The sequence below is a fragment of the Psychrobacter sp. NG25 genome (assembly GCF_015234355.1).
Classification (GTDB): domain Bacteria; phylum Pseudomonadota; class Gammaproteobacteria; order Pseudomonadales; family Moraxellaceae; genus Psychrobacter.
This window is the reverse complement of the sequence record NZ_JADGMV010000002.1, coordinates 252,759-276,372: the sequence shown is the minus strand read 5'-3', so window position 1 is coordinate 276,372 and position 23,614 is coordinate 252,759. Positions and strand designations below refer to the sequence as shown.

Annotated in this window: 16 protein-coding genes and 1 pseudogene; 8 read left to right on the top strand and 9 right to left on the bottom strand. The window is 42.3% G+C overall.

What is annotated here, in order from left to right; genetic code table 11:
* Nucleotides 1-92 precede the first annotated feature (92 nt).
* The 3 genes and pseudogenes from IPZ60_RS03930 to IPZ60_RS03920 form a co-directional block, all read right to left on the bottom strand.
* A complete protein-coding gene (locus tag IPZ60_RS03930) occupies nt 93-833 on the bottom strand; it encodes a peptidase (protein WP_194196558.1) in 741 nt (246 codons plus the stop codon).
* A 34-nt stretch (nt 834-867) separates the two neighbouring features.
* On the bottom strand, nt 868-1,653 hold the full coding sequence (locus IPZ60_RS03925; RefSeq protein WP_194196557.1) for a transglutaminase family protein: 786 nt from the start codon (nt 1,651-1,653) through the stop codon (nt 868-870).
* 853 nt (nt 1,654-2,506) lie between these two features.
* Nucleotides 2,507-4,069 (bottom strand): annotated as a pseudogene (locus IPZ60_RS03920) (circularly permuted type 2 ATP-grasp protein); the annotation flags it as partial.
* 276 nt (nt 4,070-4,345) lie between these two features.
* Between IPZ60_RS03920 and IPZ60_RS03915 the strand changes: the two are divergent.
* Complete coding sequence (locus IPZ60_RS03915; RefSeq protein ID WP_194196555.1) at nt 4,346-4,984, top strand: GDSL-type esterase/lipase family protein; 639 nt, start codon at nt 4,346-4,348, stop codon at nt 4,982-4,984.
* Nucleotides 4,985-5,111: 127 nt separating this feature from the next.
* Here the strand turns inward: IPZ60_RS03915 and IPZ60_RS03910 are convergent, their stop codons facing one another.
* On the bottom strand, nt 5,112-6,206 hold the full coding sequence (locus IPZ60_RS03910; RefSeq protein WP_194196554.1) for a DUF2855 family protein: 1,095 nt from the start codon (nt 6,204-6,206) through the stop codon (nt 5,112-5,114).
* Between the two features lie 50 nt (nt 6,207-6,256).
* The gene (locus tag IPZ60_RS03905; protein WP_194196553.1) at nt 6,257-7,696 is read right to left on the bottom strand and encodes an FAD/NAD(P)-binding protein; all 1,440 of its coding nucleotides are present in this window, start codon (nt 7,694-7,696) and stop codon (nt 6,257-6,259) included.
* A 118-nt stretch (nt 7,697-7,814) separates the two neighbouring features.
* On the opposite strand from IPZ60_RS03905, the gene IPZ60_RS03900 reads away from it, so the two are divergent.
* The 5 genes from IPZ60_RS03900 (at nt 7,815) to IPZ60_RS03880 (ending at nt 13,988) form a co-directional block, all read left to right on the top strand.
* The gene (locus IPZ60_RS03900) at nt 7,815-8,399 is read left to right on the top strand and encodes a TetR/AcrR family transcriptional regulator (protein ID WP_194196552.1); all 585 of its coding nucleotides are present in this window, start codon (nt 7,815-7,817) and stop codon (nt 8,397-8,399) included.
* 224 nt (nt 8,400-8,623) lie between these two features.
* The gene (locus IPZ60_RS03895) at nt 8,624-10,678 is read left to right on the top strand and encodes an autotransporter domain-containing protein (protein WP_194196551.1); all 2,055 of its coding nucleotides are present in this window, start codon (nt 8,624-8,626) and stop codon (nt 10,676-10,678) included.
* A 174-nt stretch (nt 10,679-10,852) separates the two neighbouring features.
* Nucleotides 10,853-11,596, top strand: coding sequence for a zinc-dependent peptidase (locus IPZ60_RS03890; protein ID WP_194196550.1), 744 nt, complete (start codon nt 10,853-10,855; stop codon nt 11,594-11,596).
* Nucleotides 11,597-11,670: 74 nt separating this feature from the next.
* Complete coding sequence (gene rhuM / locus IPZ60_RS03885) at nt 11,671-12,663, top strand: virulence protein RhuM/Fic/DOC family protein (RefSeq protein WP_194196549.1); 993 nt, start codon at nt 11,671-11,673, stop codon at nt 12,661-12,663.
* Nucleotides 12,664-12,935: 272 nt separating this feature from the next.
* Nucleotides 12,936-13,988, top strand: a complete 1,053-nt coding sequence (locus tag IPZ60_RS03880; protein WP_194196548.1) for a YHYH protein — start codon at nt 12,936-12,938, stop codon at nt 13,986-13,988.
* A 136-nt stretch (nt 13,989-14,124) separates the two neighbouring features.
* Here the strand turns inward: IPZ60_RS03880 and IPZ60_RS03875 are convergent, their stop codons facing one another.
* On the bottom strand, nt 14,125-14,793 hold the full coding sequence (locus tag IPZ60_RS03875) for a hypothetical protein (protein WP_194196547.1): 669 nt from the start codon (nt 14,791-14,793) through the stop codon (nt 14,125-14,127).
* A gap of 254 nt (nt 14,794-15,047) precedes the next feature.
* Between IPZ60_RS03875 and IPZ60_RS03870 the strand changes: the two genes are divergently transcribed.
* Together IPZ60_RS03870 and IPZ60_RS03865 are read left to right on the top strand one after the other, a co-directional pair.
* Complete coding sequence (locus IPZ60_RS03870) at nt 15,048-15,548, top strand: hypothetical protein (protein ID WP_194196546.1); 501 nt, start codon at nt 15,048-15,050, stop codon at nt 15,546-15,548.
* 1,326 nt (nt 15,549-16,874) lie between these two features.
* Nucleotides 16,875-18,149: a site-specific integrase gene (locus IPZ60_RS03865; protein WP_194196545.1), complete on the top strand. Its 1,275-nt coding sequence runs from the start codon at nt 16,875-16,877 to the stop codon at nt 18,147-18,149.
* 108 nt (nt 18,150-18,257) lie between these two features.
* Here the strand turns inward: IPZ60_RS03865 and IPZ60_RS03860 are convergent, their stop codons facing one another.
* The 3 genes from IPZ60_RS03860 to IPZ60_RS03850 all read right to left on the bottom strand — a co-directional run bounded on the left by IPZ60_RS03860 (nt 18,258) and on the right by IPZ60_RS03850 (nt 23,614).
* The gene (locus tag IPZ60_RS03860) at nt 18,258-20,579 is read right to left on the bottom strand and encodes a TonB-dependent receptor (RefSeq protein ID WP_194196544.1); all 2,322 of its coding nucleotides are present in this window, start codon (nt 20,577-20,579) and stop codon (nt 18,258-18,260) included.
* Between the two features lie 191 nt (nt 20,580-20,770).
* Entirely contained in the window at nt 20,771-21,415 is a 645-nt protein-coding gene (locus IPZ60_RS03855) for an RraA family protein (RefSeq protein WP_194196543.1), read from the bottom strand.
* 93 nt (nt 21,416-21,508) lie between these two features.
* Entirely contained in the window at nt 21,509-23,614 is a 2,106-nt protein-coding gene (locus IPZ60_RS03850) for an IucA/IucC family protein (RefSeq protein WP_194196542.1), read from the bottom strand.

The window sequence follows — 23,614 nt, the reverse complement described above, 5'->3', positions numbered from 1 at the left end:
TTTATTGCCTAATTATTAGTTGATAATAAAAAAGCCCTTTGCATTAGACAAAGGGCTTTTTAGTGCAGAGAATATGATTTTATACGGAACTTTTATCCCCAATAACCATCAGGACATTTAGGCAATTCAACCAAAATACGGCGGAGCTCCTCTGACCATTGACGACGAATGCTATTGAAATATTCATCATTCTCATCAATACGTCGGCCATTAGGCAGGGTTAGGCTGTCATTGTCATAAAGTACAAAATCTATGGGCATGCCTACTGACAAGTTGGATTGAATGGTTGAATCAAATGACAGCATCAACGCACGTGCTGCATGCCTCACATCCGTATTGTAGCTGACAGAACGATCTAGAATTGGTTTGCCGTACTTACTTTCACCCAATTGGAAAAACGGTGTGTCTTCAGTGGCTTTAATACAATTACCTGCAGGATAAATCATGTAAAGCTCAGGCGGCTGCCCTTTGATTTGACCACCGAGCATAAAAGAGCTGGTAAACGCGCCATCGACATTAGCATTAGCGACTGCTTTTGCATGATTCATAATGTCACGCATACATTCACCAACCATTTGGGCGGCATCAAATAAAGTGGCTACTGTATTAAGATTACTCTCAAGGCGCTGATCAATATCGTTTTGCAGTTTGTTAAAGACCGCCTGCGATGTCGCTAAGCTGCCAGCTGTTTGCAATACTATAAAACGCTCGCCTTCAATGCCATACTGATAGAGCTTTCTGAAGGTTGAGATGTGATCAACCCCAGCATTGGTACGCGTGTCGCTAGCAAAAACCATCCCTTCTTTCAGGCGTATAGCGGCACAGTAAGTCATAACTTATCCTTAGTGGAATAGGCTTAAAAATAGCCTATGATAATCTCGAAACCAGTACTTGACTGTAAAGATTTTCGTAACCGCCGCCCATTCTAACACCGCGGACAGGAGCTGTGTCTAAATAGTCTCGACCAATGGCAACGTAGACATGAGAGCTTGGTTGGAACAGCTGATTTGAGATATCAAAGGTATACCAGTAACCGTCCAGCCACACCTCTGCCCATGCGTGACTGGCCATATGGTTTTCGGTATCGTCATACAGATAGCCTGACACATAGCGGGCTGGAATCTGTTGATCACGTAAGCAGCCCAAAAATACATGGGTGTGATCTTGGCACACGCCAGCGCTTGTCGCAAAAGACTCAGTCGCCGTCGTACCTACATGGGTCACATCTTTCACAAACGGCATCTTCATGATGAGGGCGTTGGCCATCGATTTTAGGCTGTCATGGGTAGGTTTTTTTAGATAGGGCGCTGCAAATTCACGCATCTCTTGTGAACATTTGGTCAATGGCGTTTGTACAGTAAACAGCAGGTACGGGACATGTGCCATATCCTCTAAACGTTTGGTCTCTGTATCAATCTCCACGATACCTGATGCTTGCATTTGCAAATTATTATGCGCCTCATTACGGCTTAGAGTAAGCCAATCATTACCAAAGCCGTCCTTTTGATTGGTCGCCACTTTAGGGAGCATTACCTCCCATTTATGAATGATTTGGTGCGGCATTTGCATTGGGGTCATACGTATATACTGGACACTGCGCTGTGCAAGCTCGCCGTAATAATAATTGGTTTGATGGCTGATTTGAAGTTTCATAATAGCTTCCTATTTTTCTGTTTTGGAGAGAGGTCACGCCTTAGCATATATCATCATCTTGCGGCTAGACACCTTGACGCAAAATGATATTAAACTCTTTGCTAATCAGCTCAAAATCACTAAATTTCTTCGATCGGATCATCTGATTGGCCAGACGTGTCAGCTCACGCCAGCGCGTGTTCTCTGGTAATTCATTGATCCAGTATTTGAATTCAAGACTGACTTCTATTGAGTCCTCTTCCAGCAGTACAGCCCGTTCAAGCTGTTCAAAATGACGCCCTAGTTGCCAGAAACAAGTCACAGTTGGGTGTTCTTGTTTCATAGCGGCATTACATGCGTGTAGCTGCAAGGTCGCAGCACGATAAGTACCAGCACTTGAGAGCCGCTTAATCAAGTTATATAACTCAGCGGTGTCTTTACCAATGACGCCTTTTGCCTCTTGCACATTGTCTTCTATCGATTGAACGATGTTTGGTATGATGTTTTGTTCCAAATCAGACATCATCTGCGCTTTTATGGTCTTAAACGATTCATCTGCATCCACGTCAAAACCTAAGTGGCTAATCAAATGCTTAAGCTGTGATTTTTTAAGATCGTCTTTGACCAATTTTTTCATGACATCATCATAGTAATACAGGCGCTCGCTGTATCGGCCTAGCCATATGAGGTGGCTGGCGGTGGAAAGTAGCAGGATCATCGGTGCATCATCTAGCATCTCATAACCGGCTTCTTTAGGCTGTACACGATCATAATAGTTGGTGTGATCTGAGGTATTGGTCTCTGATGATAAAGGCGAGCATTTACCCGATTCACCATTGCCGTTTGGTTTTTTGGTCGTAGACTGCAGGTGACTGTCATCGACGACCCAAGTGTCCTTGATACCGCCACCTTGAGATGAGTTGACGACTAAGGAGCCCTCCACCATGGCCACACGAGTCAAACCCCCTGGCACAATATCTACCGAACCATCTCCATGGCTTAAGATAAAGGGACGCAAATCAATGTGGCGCGGTGCGATGCCCTCGCTGACAGCAGTAGGGTTGGTAGATAGCGAGATAGTCGGCTGGGCAATAAAGCCGGCTGGATTTTCAAGTAGGCGCAGACGGTAGTCTTCAATCTCTTGTTTAGTGGAGGTTGGACCGATGAGCATGCCGTAGCCACCTGAGCCTTGGGTTTCTTTTACGACCAGCTTATCTAAATTATCAAGCACGTATTTGAGCTCATCAGGCTTACGGCATTGATAGGTTTCTATATTGGGTAGAATAGGCTCTTCATTTAGATAGAATTTAATCATATCTGGTACAAAAGGATATAGGCTCTTATCATCAGCCACACCTGTACCTGGCGCATTCACAATCACGACATTACCAGCACGGTAAGCACTCATCAGTCCTGAGACGCCCAATATCGAGTCAGACTGAAAGGCTAAAGGGTCGATATATGGGTCATCAATGCGTCGGTAGATAACATCGACTTGCACCTTGCCACGGATACCCTGCATATAGACTTTACTGTCCTCAACCACCAAATCATAACCATGTACGAGTGGCACGCTCATCTCGTGTGCTAAAAATGCATGTTCATAGTAGGCGCTATTGAAGCGGCCAGGCGTCAAGATAACGATTTGTGGATCATATTTGGACGTTGAGCTGGCAAGACAGGCTTTGAGGCGATTGGGGTAATCACTGATGCCCATGATGGGCGTGTCAGAAAACATATCAGACAAGAGTGTCTCTGATATGTTACGGCTCTCAAGCATGTACGAGACGCCAGACGGAGTACGTAGATTATCCTCTAATACACAGAACTTACCAGACTCATCACGGATCAGGTCGATACCGCTGATATGTGAGTAGATTGGTTTGTCCAGATTAATACCCATCATCCAAGGCTCGTAGCAACCACTGGCATAGACATAGCTGGCAGGCACGATGTCGGCTTTCATAATGGCTTGGTTGTGATAGATGTCATGCAAGAATGCATTGAGGGCGGTGATGCGCTGCTTACAACCAGCTTCTATCTGTCGCCACTCACTGGCAGCGATAATTCGGGGGATAATGTCAAACGGTATCATTCGCTCGATGTTTTTGGCATCGCTGTAGACGGTAAAGGTGACGCCTTTACGATAAAAGATATTTTCGGCTTGTTCGTTTAAATAATTGAGGGCATCCATGTTGATATTATCAAGCCAGTTGCCAACGGATTGTGCTACTGGGCGATACTTGCCCTTACTTATCTGCAGCTCGTCGAAACTTTGTGTGCTTTTCTCGGGTTTTTCTAAAGTGTCTTTTACCGTTGTTGGGGCAGGATTTTTGGTATTTGGTGATTTTATGGATTGACTCTGGGTTTGATTTTCAGAGTCTTCTTTATTCTGGGTTTTATTGGTAGACTGACTTTGAGATGCTGTTTTATTCATAAATACCTCACGTATCCTTGGTAAAGTTATACTTTATGATGAATACACTGTCTATGCTAAGCCGCGTAGCAATGGTATTGCGCCCAACAGGTAATCTATCTCCGGTATTAACTATACAACGTATACTGATTGATATACAACAAGCGTTAGGCAGTAGATTTTAAATAAACTTAAATCAATTGTAATAAATTTAATTCAACGATTAGCCAATAGCCAATTGATATAAAACCATTGAGATAAACAACACTGATGTAAAAATAAAGTGAGAAGGTGTGCATGAAGTTTCGTAAGCAGATTTTAGGGCTAGCAAGTATAGGGTTTGCTGCTGCCATTAGTATGACAGGCTGCGGTAATGAGCCAACGCAAACCGCTTTGCTGGCGGGCAGTACGGTGATAGCTTTGGGGGATTCGCTTACGTATGGCTATGGAGCAAGTACTGAAACAGCGTATCCTACGGTACTGGCAGAGCTAAGCAAATGGAAAGTTATCAATTCGGGTGTCAATGGTGACACTTCTGCAGATGTGCTTACTCGCGTGCATGAGATCACTGAGCAAAATCCTGATTTAGTATTACTAGGTGTGGGTGGTAATGATGTATTGCAGCGCATTGCACCTGATACCACGCGAGCTAATATCATCGCGACTATCGATACCTTGCAGTCCAAAAATATCGACGTTGTTCTAATCGCTGAGCCGCATCTGAGTACTAGTGCCTTGTTTGGCAAAGCCAGTGATAATCCAGTGTATAAAGATATTGCGGAAGCTGAAAACATACCGCTATACTCTGATGGCTGGTCGACTATTCTGTCAGATGACGCATTAAAATCGGATAGAATTCATGCCAATGCGGCAGGTTACAGACAGTTCGCCGAAGGACTACATGGTTATTTAAAAGAGGAAGGTTGGGTATATTAAGCCGTGAATATTAACCTTAGAAATCGTAAGTAAGGCGCATATCTTCAGGATAAAGAATAAGAAAAAGCAGAGAGCTTATTAACTGGGCTCTCTGCTTTTTCATTTTGCTAATGACGAATAAACGATTTTATTCATTGTCACCCATGACTACTACCAAACCTTCATCAGCAGCTACTTTGCCTGCGCAAATGTCTTTATAAACCTCTAATAAACCATTGACCCCGTCAAGCTCTTTAATTTTTAGCCATGCATTGGTTTTTGCAGTGCTACTCATGATATAGCGCATAGAGCGTTTATTAAACTCTTCAGGGCCCCATTCTTTCATGCATTGCTGTATATGGCTGGGTGCAAAAAACTGCTGACTACGTTCTTGAATAATACCGTCTACATGGCGCGGTTCGTCCCAATGCGTGAGACCGACATTACTGGTATAGCGCATGTTATCACCTAAGTGTCTATGCAGCCTGCTGAGTACATCGGTATTGGCCGACATATCGACAATGACTGTTGGTTTGCTGGCGTCAATCTGCTCAAGCGTGTCGTAGCTCAATACGCTGTCATAGGCGTTGATTGAATTGACGAAATCTATATGACGGTTTGATGTGAGACCGATAACGTGCGGTGCGTCTTTATCATCAGTGAGGCCATAAGCTAGGCCAATACTGGTCTTACTAGAGGCGCTGATAATCACCACTTGCTCTGCACCAAACCAATCATTGCGCTTTAATAAATCATGCAAGCAGAACGAGGTTAAGTGCAATACGAACAACAGCATGCGCTGATTGTCATTGGCACGGTCATAACCAGGTTCATGATTGACACGCTGATATAGGTTATAGCCTGATGGCAGCTCGGCACGATGGGCACTACCATCGAGCAGGCTGGTTTGCGTGACTCGCTTGGGTGTTATGATTAACTCATTGGCAGGCGGGAAGTAACCAAATAGTCGTTCACCGGCCGGCAGCGCCTCACTATTTGATTCGATCACATCGCCAAAGCCCCAGACTGGAATAATGCCCCATTTCTTAGGATCATCCCCATTTGGCGGAAAAAACTGCCAATAGCGTAATTGGTCACCCATAACTGCATAAGTAATGTTGTTGGCGGTAAAGGCAAAGCGATCAACTTTTACACGTACTTCGCCATCATCTAGGGTATGTACAGGCGTCTCTTGCAGGCGAGCTTGGGTTAGGTTTGCTTTGTTGGTTTGAAATTCTTGCATAGTAGCTTCCTTGGCTGTTGTTCTTGATAGTTATTATTACTAGTCACTTTTTAGGTATTAGCGGTGTTGGCTTTGCGTGCTGCCGTTATTTGCATAACTTCACCCATTAGTTTAGGCATATTGGCAGCTGCTTTTGGTCCTGCTGCTTTTAGACGCTTAAGGATGGCCAGCTCTTCAGGTGTTGTGTTTTCGCTGGCTTGTACCAATTTGGTGAAACCATCTAAGCGATTGCCAATCATCCATTCACGTAGCTCAGGCTCTTTTGACCAGCGCATCTGGTTTTGCATTTGTGCCACAGCACCAACCAACCAATCTGTATCATGGTTTGGTATTGGTACCACCCGGCATAACTCGTTTTTTATCGTTTCGTCATCATAGTTAGCCTCGACATGAGCGGTAAACGCAGCACTAAATATGGGCTGGTAGGTACGTACGGTTTGAATGACCACCGTATTGCCTTTGAACACATCGTGCGTCTCGGTCACTGGTACTGCGCGTGCAGAGCAATCAATATGCATCGTGTTGGGCGTGGTAGCAATACTGTCATCACCAAAATAAATCTTGTCAGTATCTAAACGGGTCACGCGCCCTTTGCGCACAATGTTTTTAACCCTACGTAACTGCGTAAGCTCTTCACTACTAATGGTAGCGCCATGAAACATCTGCGGGCGTACATTTGGATCAATACGCATTAATACGCCGCCTTTTTCTAAACGATCAAAAAGGTCTTCGATGCTTTCTGCCTCAGCAATCGCTTCTGCCTGAGTAGCCTGCGCACCTATAGTGTTCACAAAAAAATCACGAGAAGGCTGGGTGTTCTGACGATCGATCAGCCAAGCGTCTCTAGGCATAATCCATGTTATATCGTCTGGATCAACATGGTTCTCTAGAAGCCATAATACTGCGTCAATACTGGTTTTGCCGCCACCAATGATAACGTAACCATCACGTGGCTTATTTAAATTTGGTAGGTTGTTCAATGGCTCAAACTTCACGCCTTCAGTAATCTCAAAGTTTGGGGTATGGGTCGCTGGTACTGAGGTTTTAAAATAAGTGCCATCAATGATCTTCTTATTGACCTTAACCTCATAGCTAGCATCAGACAGTAACGATGAAAATTTACCATCGCCTTGATACTCACACATCGGGAAGTATGTCACACGGCCACTCGGTAAAAACGTATGCTTCATGACTTTATCAAAGTACGACATGACTTCTGCGCCTGATGCCAGCTCGGACAAGCCTTTGTTTAAACCAATCTTATCAATCATACCGCCGCAAAGCTCACGTGAGCTAACACCGTAAAACGATGATGGCTGATGTAAGGTGACAAATGAATAAGCGTCATTCCAATGACCACCTGGCTTATGATGTTTATCGACGATAATAATATTAGCATCTGTCTCTGTAAGTAGTACGTCGGCAAAAGCCATGCCCACCGCGCCACTACCAATGATTAGATAATCTGTTTCTAGCTGTTGAATACTCATAGCGTCCTTACTCTCAAGTTAAATTTTACCAATACAATCAATCCATAATTGTTTGTACATAACAGTGTTATATACTAAAATAACACTGTTATAATTGTCAAGACATAGTGAGAACCTAATGGATGCCAGAACCAAAATACTAAATGCCGCATCTGAGCTTTTTCTAGAAGGTGGCGGGGATGCCTTAAGCGTGCGAGCCATCTCCAAACGTGCAGGATTGTCCACTATTGGTATATACAGTCACTTCCAAGGTAAGCAAGGCATACTAGATGCACTGTACATAGAGGGATTCAATCTCGTTCGTGAAGCCATGAATATCATTCCGGATGGTAAGGCAAATAAAGAACAAGTACTAGAGGCGTGCCTAGGGTATCTCAACGTCGGAGAAAAATATGAGGCGCATTATCGGCTGATCTTTGGGGAGTCTGATGCAGGATATCAGCCCTCAATCGAGGCCATTGCTGCCAGAGATAGCGCCTTTGCAAAATTGGTACGAGTGGCGGGTTCTTATTTGTCAGAGGATGCTAGCGCAACGGAACGTCGACAAATAGCGTTAGATATCTGGGCAATCGTACATGGGTACGTCAGTATCAGTCACCATGTGGTGTTCGCCGATGGACTGGAGCTAGACTGGAAGACGATGGCACTTCGTGTGGTTGGAGTACAGTTGGATGCCATTGACCTAACCAACGCTAAGCATTAATAAAGCCTTTCTGAACAACCCGGTAAATCAGCAGTATGAAGGTGACAATAAATATTAAACAGCGATTCGTAAATATTGCTCGCAGGTAGGTACATAGCGTTTAAATAATCCATTGCTTTACTTAAAAATCAAGTAAGCAAACATATGTCTTTTATCTTGTAAACTGCATTACTTTAGGTTACTTTTTAACATCGATTACATTTCTTTAACCAAGGAGAAGCAGTTTGGATACTAAATTATCAACGCTTAAGATTTCAGTGGTTGCCGCTCTGACACTGCTTACAGGCTCGCAAGTATTTGCAGAGGCCAAGTATGGTGATTATGGGACAGAAACGGCGCTGACGCTTGCCCGCGACTATGCTGGTCGTTATACAGGTTCTGATAAAGAAATCCAAGCTGCTGATTATATGCAGCAGCGCATGAACATCGATGGCAGTAACAACCAGATCAATCGTCAAACTTTTGATTTCGTAGCACCTCGTGGTTTATTCAGAGGTCAGACGTTAACGAGTAATAACGTTGTCGTGACTCAGAAGGGCAGTGCTGATACCAACAGAACGCTATTTGTCGGGGCACATTATGATTCTGCCGTCGCCTATCCAAACTATGCAAATCTAGAAGCATTAGACGATAACGCTTCTGGGTCTGGCGTCTTAACTGAGTTGACAAAAAACCTGACGGGCATTGAGACAGAGCACGACATTCAGTTTGTGGCATTTGGTGCAGAGGAGGGTGGTCTCAATGGTTCAAAGGCGTTTGTTGATCAGCTCACGGACACGGAAAAATCAACAGCGTTGGGTATGATTAACCTAGACAGTCTGATTACAGGCGACAAAATGTATGCCAATGCAGGGCGAAATGCTTACGACGATGATGGCAACGAAGTAGCTGCCAATGTAAGTTTGCGTGAAAATGCGCTGCGCATTGCTAAAGAGCTTGGTATTACACTAGAGGTCAATACAGCCATTATTGCACCAGGTGAGACCGAACCCTACGAGCCTTATGGTGTTGGGTGCTGCAGCGATCAGGAATCTTTTGATAGTGTCATGCAGGTCGCCGGATTTGAGGCAACCAACTGGGGCCTTGGGCCTGATTATGATGGTTACACGCAAACTGAAAACCCGGATATTCCAGGTGGCTATACGTGGCATAACCCTGCATTAGACAATGAGGAAGTGCTTACTGCCGCCTTTGGTGAAGAACGTATAGCGCAAAGAATGCGTGACTATTCTCGTATCATCAGTAGATTGATTGTGGAGCAAACCAATGCTGATATCATCGCATCAACCAAAAGTGCGCTCAATCTTCAAAATACGATGGGCTTAGCTTTACAGGACAATGCTACCGACTCGCACTCAGCGGTGCTTGAGCGCGCCAATGCTTTGGCATTACATACTCTTGATGATGCGGAGCCTTTTGATTCCGAGTCGCGTACTCAGGTTTGGGTAGATGGCTCCCAAAGCTACGTGGATGCTGATGAGGTGCAAGAGGGCACTCGCGCCAATATTGGTCTATATGGTGAGTATATTGTGCAGCCTAGCTGGCGTGTTGGTGCAGGTGTGCAAGCCGGCAATCAAAACAATAAAAGCGTAGAAAACGGCATTGAAAAAGATAGGAGCTATGGTATACAAGCCTACTCGTTACTGGGCGGAAAAGACACGGCTTGGTGGAATACCACATCTCTGAGCTTATCTAAACATGACTTGGACGTTAATAGAACGGTAAAACTGGATGGTAATGACGGCATAAACATTATCAACAATAGCGAACGCGGTGATACGGATGCCGATGTGTTTAGCGCATACAATGAGCTTGGATATAACTTTCTTATCAAGAAATACGTCGCGCATGGCGCCTTTTTGGGTCTGAATTACAGTGATACAGATATAGATGGTTATACCAGTGGCAATGCTGATTCTCGCACTGCATTAAAGGTTGATAGCACCTCTAGCGAGGCATGGAATTCAGAGCTTGGTTACCAGTTACAATATGGCTTTGATTTGATGGGCACACCTGCCAAACTTCAAAGTAAAATCGCTTACGTGCATGTTATCGACGATGGTTTAACAGATAATTTATCGACAACGTCTTTAGCTGATGGTCAAACAAGAGAGGTTAGCATCACTCAAGCAGATAAAGATGACGACTATGGACGTTTTGAGCTGAGTGTGAGTAATAAGGTTCATAAAAACGTTTATGCGTATCTGAATGGCGATACCACCTTTGCACGTGATGATAAAGACAGCTCAGTACAACTAGGCTTGCAATATCAATTTTAAATCTCAATGTGTGAATGTCAGACTGCGCTGCTCAATAATTCATTTATGAGCAGCGTTTTTTGCTTATGCATGTCAATATATTAATTATAAGTGCGTATTATTGATTACCGTTACAGTACTCAAATTCAGTAATACCAATGTGTGCGAAATATTAAAAGAATAGGGGTGGCGTGTATGTTTGGCATCATAAAAGACTGGCGTGAGCAGCGCATACTAGATAATAGCGAGTTTACCCATGCCGATTGGGAGCAGGCGGCTGAGCGTATCGTGATACTCGACAGATTGAGTGTTGACGAAATGAAGCATTTATTTGAGCTAGCAACGTTATTTTTGGCTGACAAATCCATCACAGGTGCGCAAGGGTTTGAGATTACCGATGCAGTCAAACAATCTATTGCCTTGCAAGCTTGTCTGCCAATATTAAACCTAAGTCTCGATTGGTATGCTGGCTGGTCATCGATTATTATCTATTCTGGCTCGTACAAAAGTGACAGCACTACGGTAGATGAGTTTGGTATCGTCCACGAAGGCACTCAGCACCGTAGCGGGGAAGCGTGGCTGCGAGGACCTGTTATTCTATCGTGGAAGGACGCCAAACATTCAGGTGAGCGTGACGGGCATAACGTTGTCATTCATGAGTTTGTGCATAAGCTAGATATGATGAATGGCCGTGCCAATGGCTTTCCACCACTGCAACCTGATATGGATCCTGCTCGGTGGACACAGGTCATGAGTCGCGATTTTGAAGATTTTCAAACCCATCGCAAGTCAGGACTTGATCGTTATGGTTCGACCAATCCTGCGGAGTTTTTTGCGGTTCTGAGTGAAGTGTTTTTTGAAACGCCGCAAAAGCTCATCGATGCTTATCCGGATATTTATGAGATTATGGTGAAATTCTTTCGTCAGACGCCGTTATAAATGATATTTATATAGATGGTGATAGTAAGCTGTATTTAAGACAGCATAAGCATATTGGAATTGGGGAAGCTGAGATGATTAACGCTATAAATGATGATATGGCAACAGTAGAAATCTATGAAAGTGCCGATGGAAAGGCGCAAGTAGATGTACGTTTTGAGCAAGAGACAGTCTGGTTGTCGCAAGCACAAATGACCGAGTTATTTGGTCGTGACCAATCAGTGGTTTCTCGTCATATCGCCAATGCCATAAAAGATGAAGAAGTTTCTAAAACAAATAATACGAAAAAGATGCGTATTGAAAATTCTGATCGCCTGGTGACGTTTTATGATTTAGATATGATTATTTCGGTAAGTTATCGAGTTAACTCCAAAAAAGGTATACAGTTTAGACGTTGGGCAACGCAGCGCTTACGTGAATACTTGGTACAAGGCTATACGCTCAATCAACAGCGCTTCGATAAAAACTCTACTGAATTGCAACAAGCATTAAAACTAATCAAAAAAACCGCACAAAGTCCCAAGCTTAACACCGACGAAGGACGCGGACTGGTTGAGATTATCAGCCGTTATACGCAGACGTTTTTATGGTTACAGCGCTATGACGAAGGTCTACTGGATAATCCTGCAGGACAAGATGGTGGTGTCTTGCCTAGTACGGCTGAGGCGATGGCAGCGCTGACGAACTTGAAATCGCAGCTAATGGATAGGGGCGAGGCGACTGAATTATTTGCTAAACCTCGTGGTGATGGTTTGGATAGTGTATTGGGTAACTTACAACAAACGGTCTTTGGTGAGCCTGCGTACCCAACTATCGAAAGTAAAGCGGCACATCTATTGTACTTTATGGTAAAAAACCATCCTTTTACTGATGGTAATAAACGTAGCGGTGCGTTTCTATTCGTGGATTTTTTACGCCGTAACCACCGACTGCTGAATGATAAAGGCGACATGGTCATCAATAATACCGGGCTTGCGGCATTAACCTTATTGGTCGCTGAATCTGACCCAAATCAAAAAGAGACTTTGATTAAATTGATTATGAATATGTTGTCGTTAGAAGGCTGATAAACAGTTTTATTATCAAAATAAAAGTGGTCAGTAAGCCTTTCTTGATAGGTAATTATAGATGGCTTGTCCTGCTGCATGTTGGTAGATTCAAAAGACCAGGTTCATCATAACTAGAAAAACAGATAGAATCTTACTATGTAGATATATGAAATAAATACTTTAGAAAAACCAAACTTTATCGTATTATGATGCAATATACAGTGTTGTAATAGATAATAATTGACCCTGTTAAGGCATGCGTTTTATTTTCATAAATTTTGGTAATCATAATGAATAGAAGCTTAACGTTCGTTCCTGCTTTATTGTTTTCGGTTTTATTATATGGCTGTGCTTCTACGCACGTCGAACCTGTTAGCAAAGTTGTTAGCATGCCAGTTGATCCTGCATTATTTATTGACGGTGCTGTTATCGGTGACATCGAAACAGTTGATTGCACGCTGAGCGGTGGCACTAAAACCAGTTGTTATCGTATAACAATTGCTGGTGCACCTGCCGATCCAGACACGTCGCCAGAAGGGCCTTATTGCCCACCTACCATTGAGTCGAGTGCAAAAGAGGGTGGTACGTGGATTGATGGAAAAGGCACTTTATATCAAGTTGATGGGGCGTTTATTCAGAATTTATCAACATTGTATAAAGATAAAGAATGGCAAATGTATAATGTGAAAACGGGAAAAGTAACAGTTATAGATGGTGCGAGAGGTTGTGAAGTAGCAGGGGATCCTCGTCCAATTCCAGGGTTTAATAATTTTTGTCTCTCTTGTTCGATCAAAGAACTTGATGGTGGGGTCAAAAAAACCGTATTGATACCTAAAACACCAGTTCCCGTTGCCGAGCCTATCGCTATTGAAGGTCGTGACAATACAGGTGTTGCGTTAAATGGTGTGTTATTTGGTCCGCCAGCACCGTTAGACTTAATCATCAGCTCTCATACGCTAGGAGTCCTTGATGACTGCGGCGCACATGCCAATCCTCACGAAGGCTATCATTATCATGCAGCAACTGGTTGTACTGAGCTTGGTATTCAAAAGGATGGACATCCTGCCATGATAGGATATGCGTTAGATGGTTATGCTATTTACGCAAAATCAGACAAAACGACTATCACATCAGAAGGTGTTGATCAGTGTGGCGGTGAAACAGATGCTATTCGCGGATACCATTACCATGCATCAGCGCCAGGTGAAAATAAAATCTTTGGCTGCTTTATGGGTGAAAAGGGTTATATAGAAGAGGAAGAAAATGAAAACAGTCTTGAAGGCGAGACTGAGGGCGCGCCTGAACATAGTCATGATCTTGAGCACGGGCATGTTCATGAGTAAAAAATCGCTTTTTGATACATCTTATTTTTACCTGAAAATAAGATGAGTAGCTAAGCAGAAAGGGCAGTGCATCATATATGACACATTGCCCTTTTTAATACAATTTATTTAATAAATCAAATACTTATTCTCTCATCTAAACCGTCCATTGGTCATTAATAATGGCCACTAGATAACGCTTACCTTGGTACTCATCAAACACCAAACGTAGTACGCGCCAGTCCATACCAGCATACTCTTCAGTGCCTTTATAGTAAAACTCTACAACGTCTGACCTTTGAGATATTTCTTTTAGATTATTGATCGAATTGCTGTTATTGGTTAACTCGTTGACCCTGATGTTTTCGCTATTGAATTTCTTGCTATCTACCCAAGTATCCAAGTATGTCGGCAGCGGCGTGATTAATAAATCACCAGTGCCGTCTTTTTCACCCCAAGTAAATTGAATGCTGGACTGTTGTAGGTACTTTTCATATTGCTCGCGACTAAAAATCTTATCAGACTCAGGACGCACATAAGCATACATTGAAAAACGAACACCACGTGTGGGATGAATATCGTTGGCTATTCTAGCAAAGTCCTTATTAGCCAGTGCACGTTGTATGCGTAGGGCTTGCTGTCTAAGGGTTTGTTGACTGATATCAGCACTAATAGGTGTTGATGAGCTGTTGGTGGGTTGAGAGACGATAACCTCACTGGACTCAGAAGCAGACTGGCAACCAGTTGCACTCAGAGTAAGCAATAATAGGCTACTATAGGTCAATTTGGCAGATTTTTCCTTAAAAAAACTAGGTAATATAGTCATAAAAGCATCCTTGCAACAGTTATTATCGAAAGTTATTAGCAAAAGAAACATCACTAACTAAATCACTAACTAATAAGTCATTGATAAAACCCTATAAATTGTCATGAGAACTAATAAGAAAATATCATAAAAGCGCTATATCATTGATATTTTGGCAAGTAAACCTGAATGATACGATAATACAGCAGAGTCCGAATATAGGTATGATGTAATAGAGCGTAACACTTATAGGATAAAAGCTCGCAGAGAAAAGCATGCCAACATATAAATCGCTGACATTGTTATTAACCATAGGACTGACGACTGTCGGTGCTGCTACAGCGGATGTGGAAAAATCAGATCAGAAACAAGCTACGATGGCTGATATAAAGCTTACGACCATCAAAAAGATGTATCAACAAGATATTGATGATCAAGGGATGAGCAATCCTGTGGTACTACAGCAGTATGCAAATGCTGACTTACAAGTAGCCATGCAGCTTGAGCAAGCGTATTTTGATAAGAATCAAATGTCCTGCAATATAGATTACGATGTACTTTGGAATTCTCAAGATCCTGATTATACGCAGGACAAAAAGTTTTCAATAACTGAACAAGGATTTGTTCTAGTCAGCTTAGCCCAAGGGAGTGATATTTATTATGAGTTGTCATGTGATGGCAATAATAAAAATAGTACTGATTGCCAAGTCGCGGATGTAATCTTAGATCAAGACGGTAAAACTTTGCGTAAGCATTTGCTTGAAAATTGTCGTTAACAAACAATCAAACATGATATAAAAATATCTGAGATAAGATAAATTTTAGATGAAAAACGATATGAATTATTATTTACCTAACTACTCAAACCATTGGTTTGTTTTCGCATAATGTATATTATGTTAAATATAATCTATTGAGCATTAGGTTTATGGCGTATCAACTATAGAATTACAGCAATCTTGTACTTCTCATCATATTTTTAACCATCGAATTCTTATCCAGTTTCCCAGCTCTCACCGACCAACGTCATCCTGTTTGATTATTCAGAAATATCTTTGACTATCTCGCGTATTGAGGATTATTTCCAAAAGTCTTTTATAGATGCATTGTTGGAACGGCCACTTTTATCTTTTATCAAATATTTAAATTCAAAAGTTTTATACAACCACTCATAGAGATTTTAAATCTCTCTACAGTATCGATTATCTATTTATATCTGAACATACAGTTAGCTTTTTATTCTTCATGATCATGACTGCTAACTCATTTATTGATTAGATGTATTCGCTGACTAAATTCCTAGTATAGACACCTTAATAACCTATTAACGGTATCTATCATTTATTAATCTGGATATGTGCTGATATCACCAATCTAAGTTTAATTGCAAAAATTGCACTAAACGGCATAACTCCCTCGAATGCTCTTAGTTTTATATCGCTCTTGAGTATTATCCATCCAAGCCATCGTACCCATCCTTTTTCATATTTCAATTAAAAACCGGATTGGAGTATTGGTTAGCACTGACTTGAATGTTTTTTATGCTTTTATATATTTTATCTATCACGATAATAATTGCTCTTTACTTCCTGTCGTTAAGCAAATTTTAAGACCAATAAATGATTCATTGATAATTTTTAACGTATATCTCTTTTTGTTATGTATTTTATATACTACCCGCTAAATTTACATCTTTCAAATTTGCACAGAACAGGACTATGACCCTGTTTTATATATTCTATGCGAGTACAGGAGCATGCGTTTTGTAGAAAATCCTCTCAACTGCTTACCAAATCGACTGTCTACACCAAAATGGCGTTTAATTATCTATCAAAATAACTAGCAAAAATGGTGTGTAGACCAACAGTGACATGGCCTACTCCTTATTTTAGCCATTATGCTATAATCATCCCCAAGTGAACCTTGGGGATAATTTAGTGTCAGAAGTTTTATGAATAAAGGGTTTTTTAATTATTATTCTAAATACTAGTGTCCATACCAGTGTCCAATAGTTCTCTATATTTGTAGATAAGAGACTTCTCATAAGTTATAAACCTTAAACCTATCATTCGCCTTACTTATTATATTTATGGATACACATCATGGCTGTCGACAATGCAAATGACATCAACAAACTTGAATGCCGAGATAAAGACTATTCGGTCAGCATCTCAGGTGTGGCAGGTCTAAGTCTTCGTATTTATCCAAATGGTAAAAAGGAATACTACCTGCGATATTCTCATCCGCACATCGATGGTAAGCGACCTAGGATGATGTTGGGTAAAGTTGAAGATATCAGTCTGTATGAAGTTAAATATAAAGCAGAGACCATACTTAATACGGTAGCAAAAGGCTCTGACCCTAAAGCCATCCATCAAAAAGAGCAAACCAATAAATATGCTCATCTAAAAAACGCACCGTTTGCTGAGATTGCAAAAGCGTGGCGAGATCACAAAACATCAGGTCGCAATCAAGGTAAATCTAAAAAACCATCATTTAGTGAGTCGACTCTTAAGTTTTGGGATTTATGTCTCGGATATATGTGTCGTGAAATTGGCGACTTGAGAATGAACGATATCACCAGTGAGATGATACTAAGCGTGTGTGAGTCGATTCAAAACAATGAAAACCAAGCGACTTTCGTTGGTGCAAGCACTCGGCTATACACTGAAAAAGTATTTTCATTCGCTGTCGCACGAGGACTGTGTGATAGAAATGTGGCGATTGATACACGTGGTGAGCTTGCACCTGCCAACTCAGGCAGTCATTTGCCAGCCATTACCAAGCCAGATCAATTTGCGACTCTCTTAAAGGATATGTCTGATTTTAGAGGTGCAAGTAAGATTACATTAGAGGCGATGAACTTATTACCTTATGTGTTTGTACGTAGTATCGATTTACGGTCTATGCGTTGGGATGATATAGATTGGGACAATAATTTGTGGTCATTCTCCCCCATTAAAGGTGAAGGTCGTGATGATATGGTCTCGCATTTGGTCGTACCATTGGCGACACAAGTGATTGCACGTCTAAGAAATATGCAGTCCATCACAGGCCATAAGGAATATGTATTTGCTTCGATGCGCGGTTCAAGCAATGCTTATATTAGTAAAGCGACGCTAGTGCAGATATTTCATCGGTTGGGATACAAAGATGTGCAATGTGCTCATGGATTTCGGGCATCGGCTAAAACATTGCTGATGGAACAGCCAGAGTTACGTTATTCGGATATCGTCACAGAATTGCAGCTGGGTCATAGAATCAAAGACACGCATGGTGGTGCTTACAATAGACTCGATGAGATAGATATCAGAGTAGATATGATGCAGGATTGGGCAAATTATATAGATGAGCTCCGAAATAGCTCTAAAAAGTAATGATGTCATTTTTACGACGTGTAGGTAGCCGTATTACTGACAATCAAAACATAAAAAACCCTTCACGCTAAATTTTCATAGCGTGAAGGGTTTTTATACGTTCTATTTTTAGTAATCGACGGTATAGCTTAAACCATAAGTGGTGCCTGCTGCTGGTAAGCGGTTCAGGTCTCCGTAAGTGGTTTGATGATAAACCGTTAAATAGTCTTTATTAAGTAGGTTATAAATACCATAACCCACTCGGCCTACTGGCATTTCTACTTGTCCCAACACATCCAGTGTCATGTAACCCGTAACTGGCAATGCACTAGAATCAGGGTCTTTTTGTTGATCTTTAGAAGCTCTGTCATCACCGCCAACGGCCAATGCTTGCAGACGTATATTGCTGCCTTCATCAAAGTTATACTGAGCAAATGCAGTGCCTTTTAGTGGTGTTAGGCGCACAGCATCTAGCTCCAACCAGTCGCCATTATAGTCATATTGACCACGGGTATATGCCACACTACCACCTACTTGCCACTGATCGCTAAGGTCATGAGTAAGTGAACCTTCTACGCCATAAACACGCTCATCAGTATCCACAACCTCGACAGTATAGCTGTCTGTAAAGCGTACTACTTTATCTGATTCGTTATAAAAACCGCTCAAGCGTGCTGCTGTATCACCGTGTTTTCCCTGCCAACCAAACTCGTAGTTATTGGTTGCAATCGGTTGAACATTGTCTGAATTAACCACGAAGCCGGCACGCACATCTCGCAGCGCTCGCTGTATATCTGCGGTGTCAAGACCTTGTGAAAAATTGGCAAACAATTGATCTTTCGGTGTTATCTGATAGCTGGTACCAAGATTAAAGAGTACTTTGTCATGGTCGGTACTGCCTGCTTCTACCGTTCCTGCTTCATAATTATTTGTAGGATCGTTAGCGTAATACTCTTCCATCATTTGTTCGTAGACCGGTACAAAGGCATCAGTATCTGATGACAGCTTTTGATAACGCACGCCAGCACTGGTATGCCACTTATCAGTCAAATCCACATCTGCATTGACAAAGGCACCCAGTTTATCAATGGTGGTATCTGGTCCAGCATTATAGGTGAGACCGTTTGTTTTAGCCGTTAAGCCATTGCTAACATAAAATGCCGTAAAGTCTTGTCCATCGTAGGTTTGCTCGCTGTTTTCACGTTCAAAATCAGCGCCGTAGCTAAATAATGTCTTTTTACCAGCAAGTTCAGTTTCTGTTTGCATAGCGGCACGCAGACCCATGACATCAATTTCTGCTTCTGACTGAGTGATAAAATATGGATTACCATTTGCATAATAAACATAATCATCTTGCTCTGTTACAGCTTTAACGGAAGGGTAAAAACGACCTTTTTCGTTTCTGTAGTAACCAGTCAAGCTTAAGCTAGAACCTGAGCCTACAAAATCATCATCACTATAATTTAAATTTACCGAGCTTTTTTCGGTATAAGGCTGGTTTTCTACGTTGGCGCCATCAATGGCTACTAAAGATGGGCTGGCACCATATAACACTGCTAAACCATCACTGTAGTCTGGGCCGTAGTCAGTATCTTGCTTATCTTTATAATAAGTCACTGCGAGATCAAGACGTTGGGTGTCCGTTAGCTCTACACCTAAGCTGCCGTTCACACTTAGTGATTCGGTATCTTGTTGATCCGTTTGGTTGACATCAGGGCTAACTCGGTCGCCTTTGCTATCAAACTTACCACCTTTGGTCTCATAATCAACATCTAGGCGCCCATAAACCCGCTCGCCGCCATATCCTAAAGATTGCCCTACATTATAGCCAAATGAATCTGAATCAAAGTCACGACTGCTACTAACGCCCACTCTGGTTTGTCTAATAGGGCCATAACCCACCAGAGATTTAGTCACAAGGTTAATCAGACCGCCTGACGCGCCAGCACCATAGATACTGGTGGCACCCGAAAGCACCTCTACCCGCTCAAGCTGTGACGTATCAATACTGTTGAGCTCACGTGAAAGACTGCGTGAACCGCTTAACGGTACACCATTTAGCAAAAACTGTACTGGGCGGCCATGCATGGTGGTGCCATAGTTACTGGTCGAACCACTACTAGTACCCAAGCTCGGAATCAGCTGTGCCAATACGTCACCAGTGGTACGGTTGCCCGTCGCCTGCATCTGAATTTCGCTTTCAGTAATCACTTGCGTGACGGCTGGCATCTCACTAATCTTCTGAGCCAGTGCAGTACCTGTTCTGGCACTAGCAGTGACTTTAATGGTATCTAAAGTCACATTAGGCGTCTCAGTTGATGCTGCACTCGACGCCAGCTCTGCTGAAGTATCTTCGGCCACAGATGCCGTATTATCATTGGTTTGTGCATATAACTGCTGGCTAATACAGAGGGTAAGAACGGATAGAGCAACTTGATGATGGCTTTTCATATTTACTTCACTTAGTTGGGTCGTCAAATAGTGGTATCAGTTATATTTAGCTAATAATACTGTGTGTACTAACTTTGTGAATAGCATTGTAAATGATAATTGTTTTTATTTCCAGATGAATTTTTACCTTGTTGTAAGTAGTAATATATGCCAATTTTAGGTGCGCTTGAGTCGTTCTATTATTAATAACTTCACTGGCTTTCAAACAACTTATCCAACTGATTATTACGGTAAGACTCAAAAAATATCTGAAACTTCACCTCATCTTCTTTGTGCTTTTTTTGACAATCTGGTAATAACTTCTGCGCTACATCAATAGGCAATATAAACACACCATCGTTATCCATCATAGCGATATCGCCTGAACGGATAATCGTTGTCTGCTCACCAAAGCGATAGACAATATCGGATGCTAGCGTGCCTTGTATGTGATCGCTTTTAAATGTGGTCACAGCACTGATACCTTGTGCAAATACAGGAAATCCCAATTGTTGAATCTGTACTGAGTCCGTTGCCTGTCCAATGACAATGACGGCCGATATCTTCTCATAGATAGCCGCGCAAGTTCGCAGTGCTCCCCAACATGCTTTGATGCCTAATACTTGAGCATCAATACATAACACATCATTAGGCGCTGCTTGAATCAATGCCTGATTGATCACATCCGTGTTGTCCGAGGTTAGTTGCACTGTTAACACTCGGCCGACTATGGTATTTGCGCAAGGATTAAGTGGTTTTATATCTGGTAAATACCCTTCCTCAGTCAGATGACCAATAGTTGAAGTACCTATCTCTTTATAGCTATCTATAAGGTCGTGAATATCGATGTCATTCATTATGTTCTCACTATCATACTTTTAGCTCGTGACTACTTTTTCGATCACCTTTGTCGTATTGCTAAGTAGCTATTAGTTAAATGGATTAATGGGCTAGCGGCTTTTCTTAACACGCATAAACGGATTTATTGTTTTGCTTTCACCAGCTGGCATGCTGCCATGAGGATCAGAACCACGCCCAATCACAGGCAATAGCAATGTTTTATGCGGATAATGTGAATTGCTTAATAGCTCATCACGAAGTATCTGACGCTGATCATCATCAAAATCGATAGTCACTAAGGACTCCTCGATGCTGGCCATTGCCTCGTGCCACAGAGTCTCTTCATTGATATGATAGTGCTCAACCAATGACTCAATAATCGCCCGAAGATTAACTAACAACCCTAGCGACTGTAGATAAAATATCAGCGCTTGCGGCGTCTCTCGATATAGACGGTTTTTAAAATCTGGCGGGCTTAAATACTCAGGATCTGCTATTTGATAACGTGCCAGCCATGGTAGATGGATGCGTACGGAATCATGGTCACGTAGTAACAGACTGGTAAAACGATTATCCCTTAATACGATGACTATATTCTGTCCATGCATCTCAGGCGCAAACCCTAGGCGTAAGCAGCGCAGCATCGTCCCCAAAAATACGTCACAAAGATTTTTAAAACACGCTATGACAGCGAGTTTTTTGTTCTGTGGCGCGCTTTCTTGAGCACTGTTTTGGCTAGTACTATGAATACCCTCCTGAACAATCCCATCAAAAACATGATGACTGACACCTTGCTGATATACCAACATACCCAAGCTTGCCATTGGTAACAGTCGAATCGTATCGTCACAAAGATCTGCTGGCGGTTGACGTAGCATCGCGCCTAAATGCGTGGGTTTTTCTTGATAAAATTGCGGATTGATAGCGCTTTTATCATGCAAATGAGACGGAGACATATAGCCCCACCATAGGCGCTCATCCCATAACCGTAACTGTGCTGATAGTACAGGGTCTAACGTTCTTGCCTGCATCAATATGGCTTGGTTTTTTTCACCATTGATCAGCTTGAGGGCTGGCAAGTAGCGTTTTGAGTTTAGTGCGTACACACCTATAGGCAGCTTAATGCTATTTGGCGTATCAGCATCAATTAACATACTGCGCATGGATGAGCTGGCATAAGTGATGAGTGCATCAAAAGTCAGGGCGACAACTGTGCCATTGGCAAGATCGTCGGCATATATGTCATCAACCACATGAGTCATTTGCCAAGGGTGTACGGGCATCGCAATGTGCGTCTGCGTAATACCTTTATCGTCTAGCTCTCGCATCAATTTCTGCTGCTGCGTAGTATCCAAAAGATATTTCGCTGGATTTTGCGTTGTTGTGTCTTGAATATGCTCTGCCACCATGACATGGCTTTTGGCAATGGCGACCCATACCAGCGTAATGGGCTGGTTAAACTCTGCCATATAGCGTTTATATTCTTGTGCAGTAAAGCCCAATTTACCTTTTGCCAATGGATGAAAAGGACGATCCATGAGCGAGGCCCACTGCTCCGCTGCAATCAAGGTTTGATGCCAATGCGTATGCTGACATACTGTAGTCGCGATATTTGCAGTTGCTGATTGTTTCTGAGCTATAAAAGAAGCCTCTAAGCTCTCTTTTAGCTTTAAGACACCGACATCAGACAACGTGGCACTATCCATCATTAATAAAAAGATGTCTAACAAGTGCTGTGCTGAGCTTACTGGCTTGAGCAAAGCGCTATCTTTGTGATGCTTGTTATTGAGGATGCTATTAAGATCGTTATTAAAGTTGTTATTACGACTGTCATTGACACTGTGTATGACAGGCAAACAGGATTTAGATAGTCGCCATGGTGAAGAATAAGCAGGCTCGACCAGTAGTAATAACTGTCTATCTTGGTCAACTTGCATCACCATTAACGGGTTATTTTGGTCAAAGAAATCTCGATATTGCTCTGATAGCATTTTTAAAGATTGACGTACATTTTGAGCTTGAGTCGTCTGATGATTTGCCAAGTACTCAGTGGTAGTTGTCACTTGAATAAAATGCTCATCCACCCACTGCTCTAATAGAAAGCACTCTACCAAATGACTAATCAGCGACCATTGAATGGCCTCTATATCTGGCTCAGGGTTTGCATCAAGGTGGCTGTTTTTCGCAGAAGCTTGCACAGGGAATAATGTATGCAT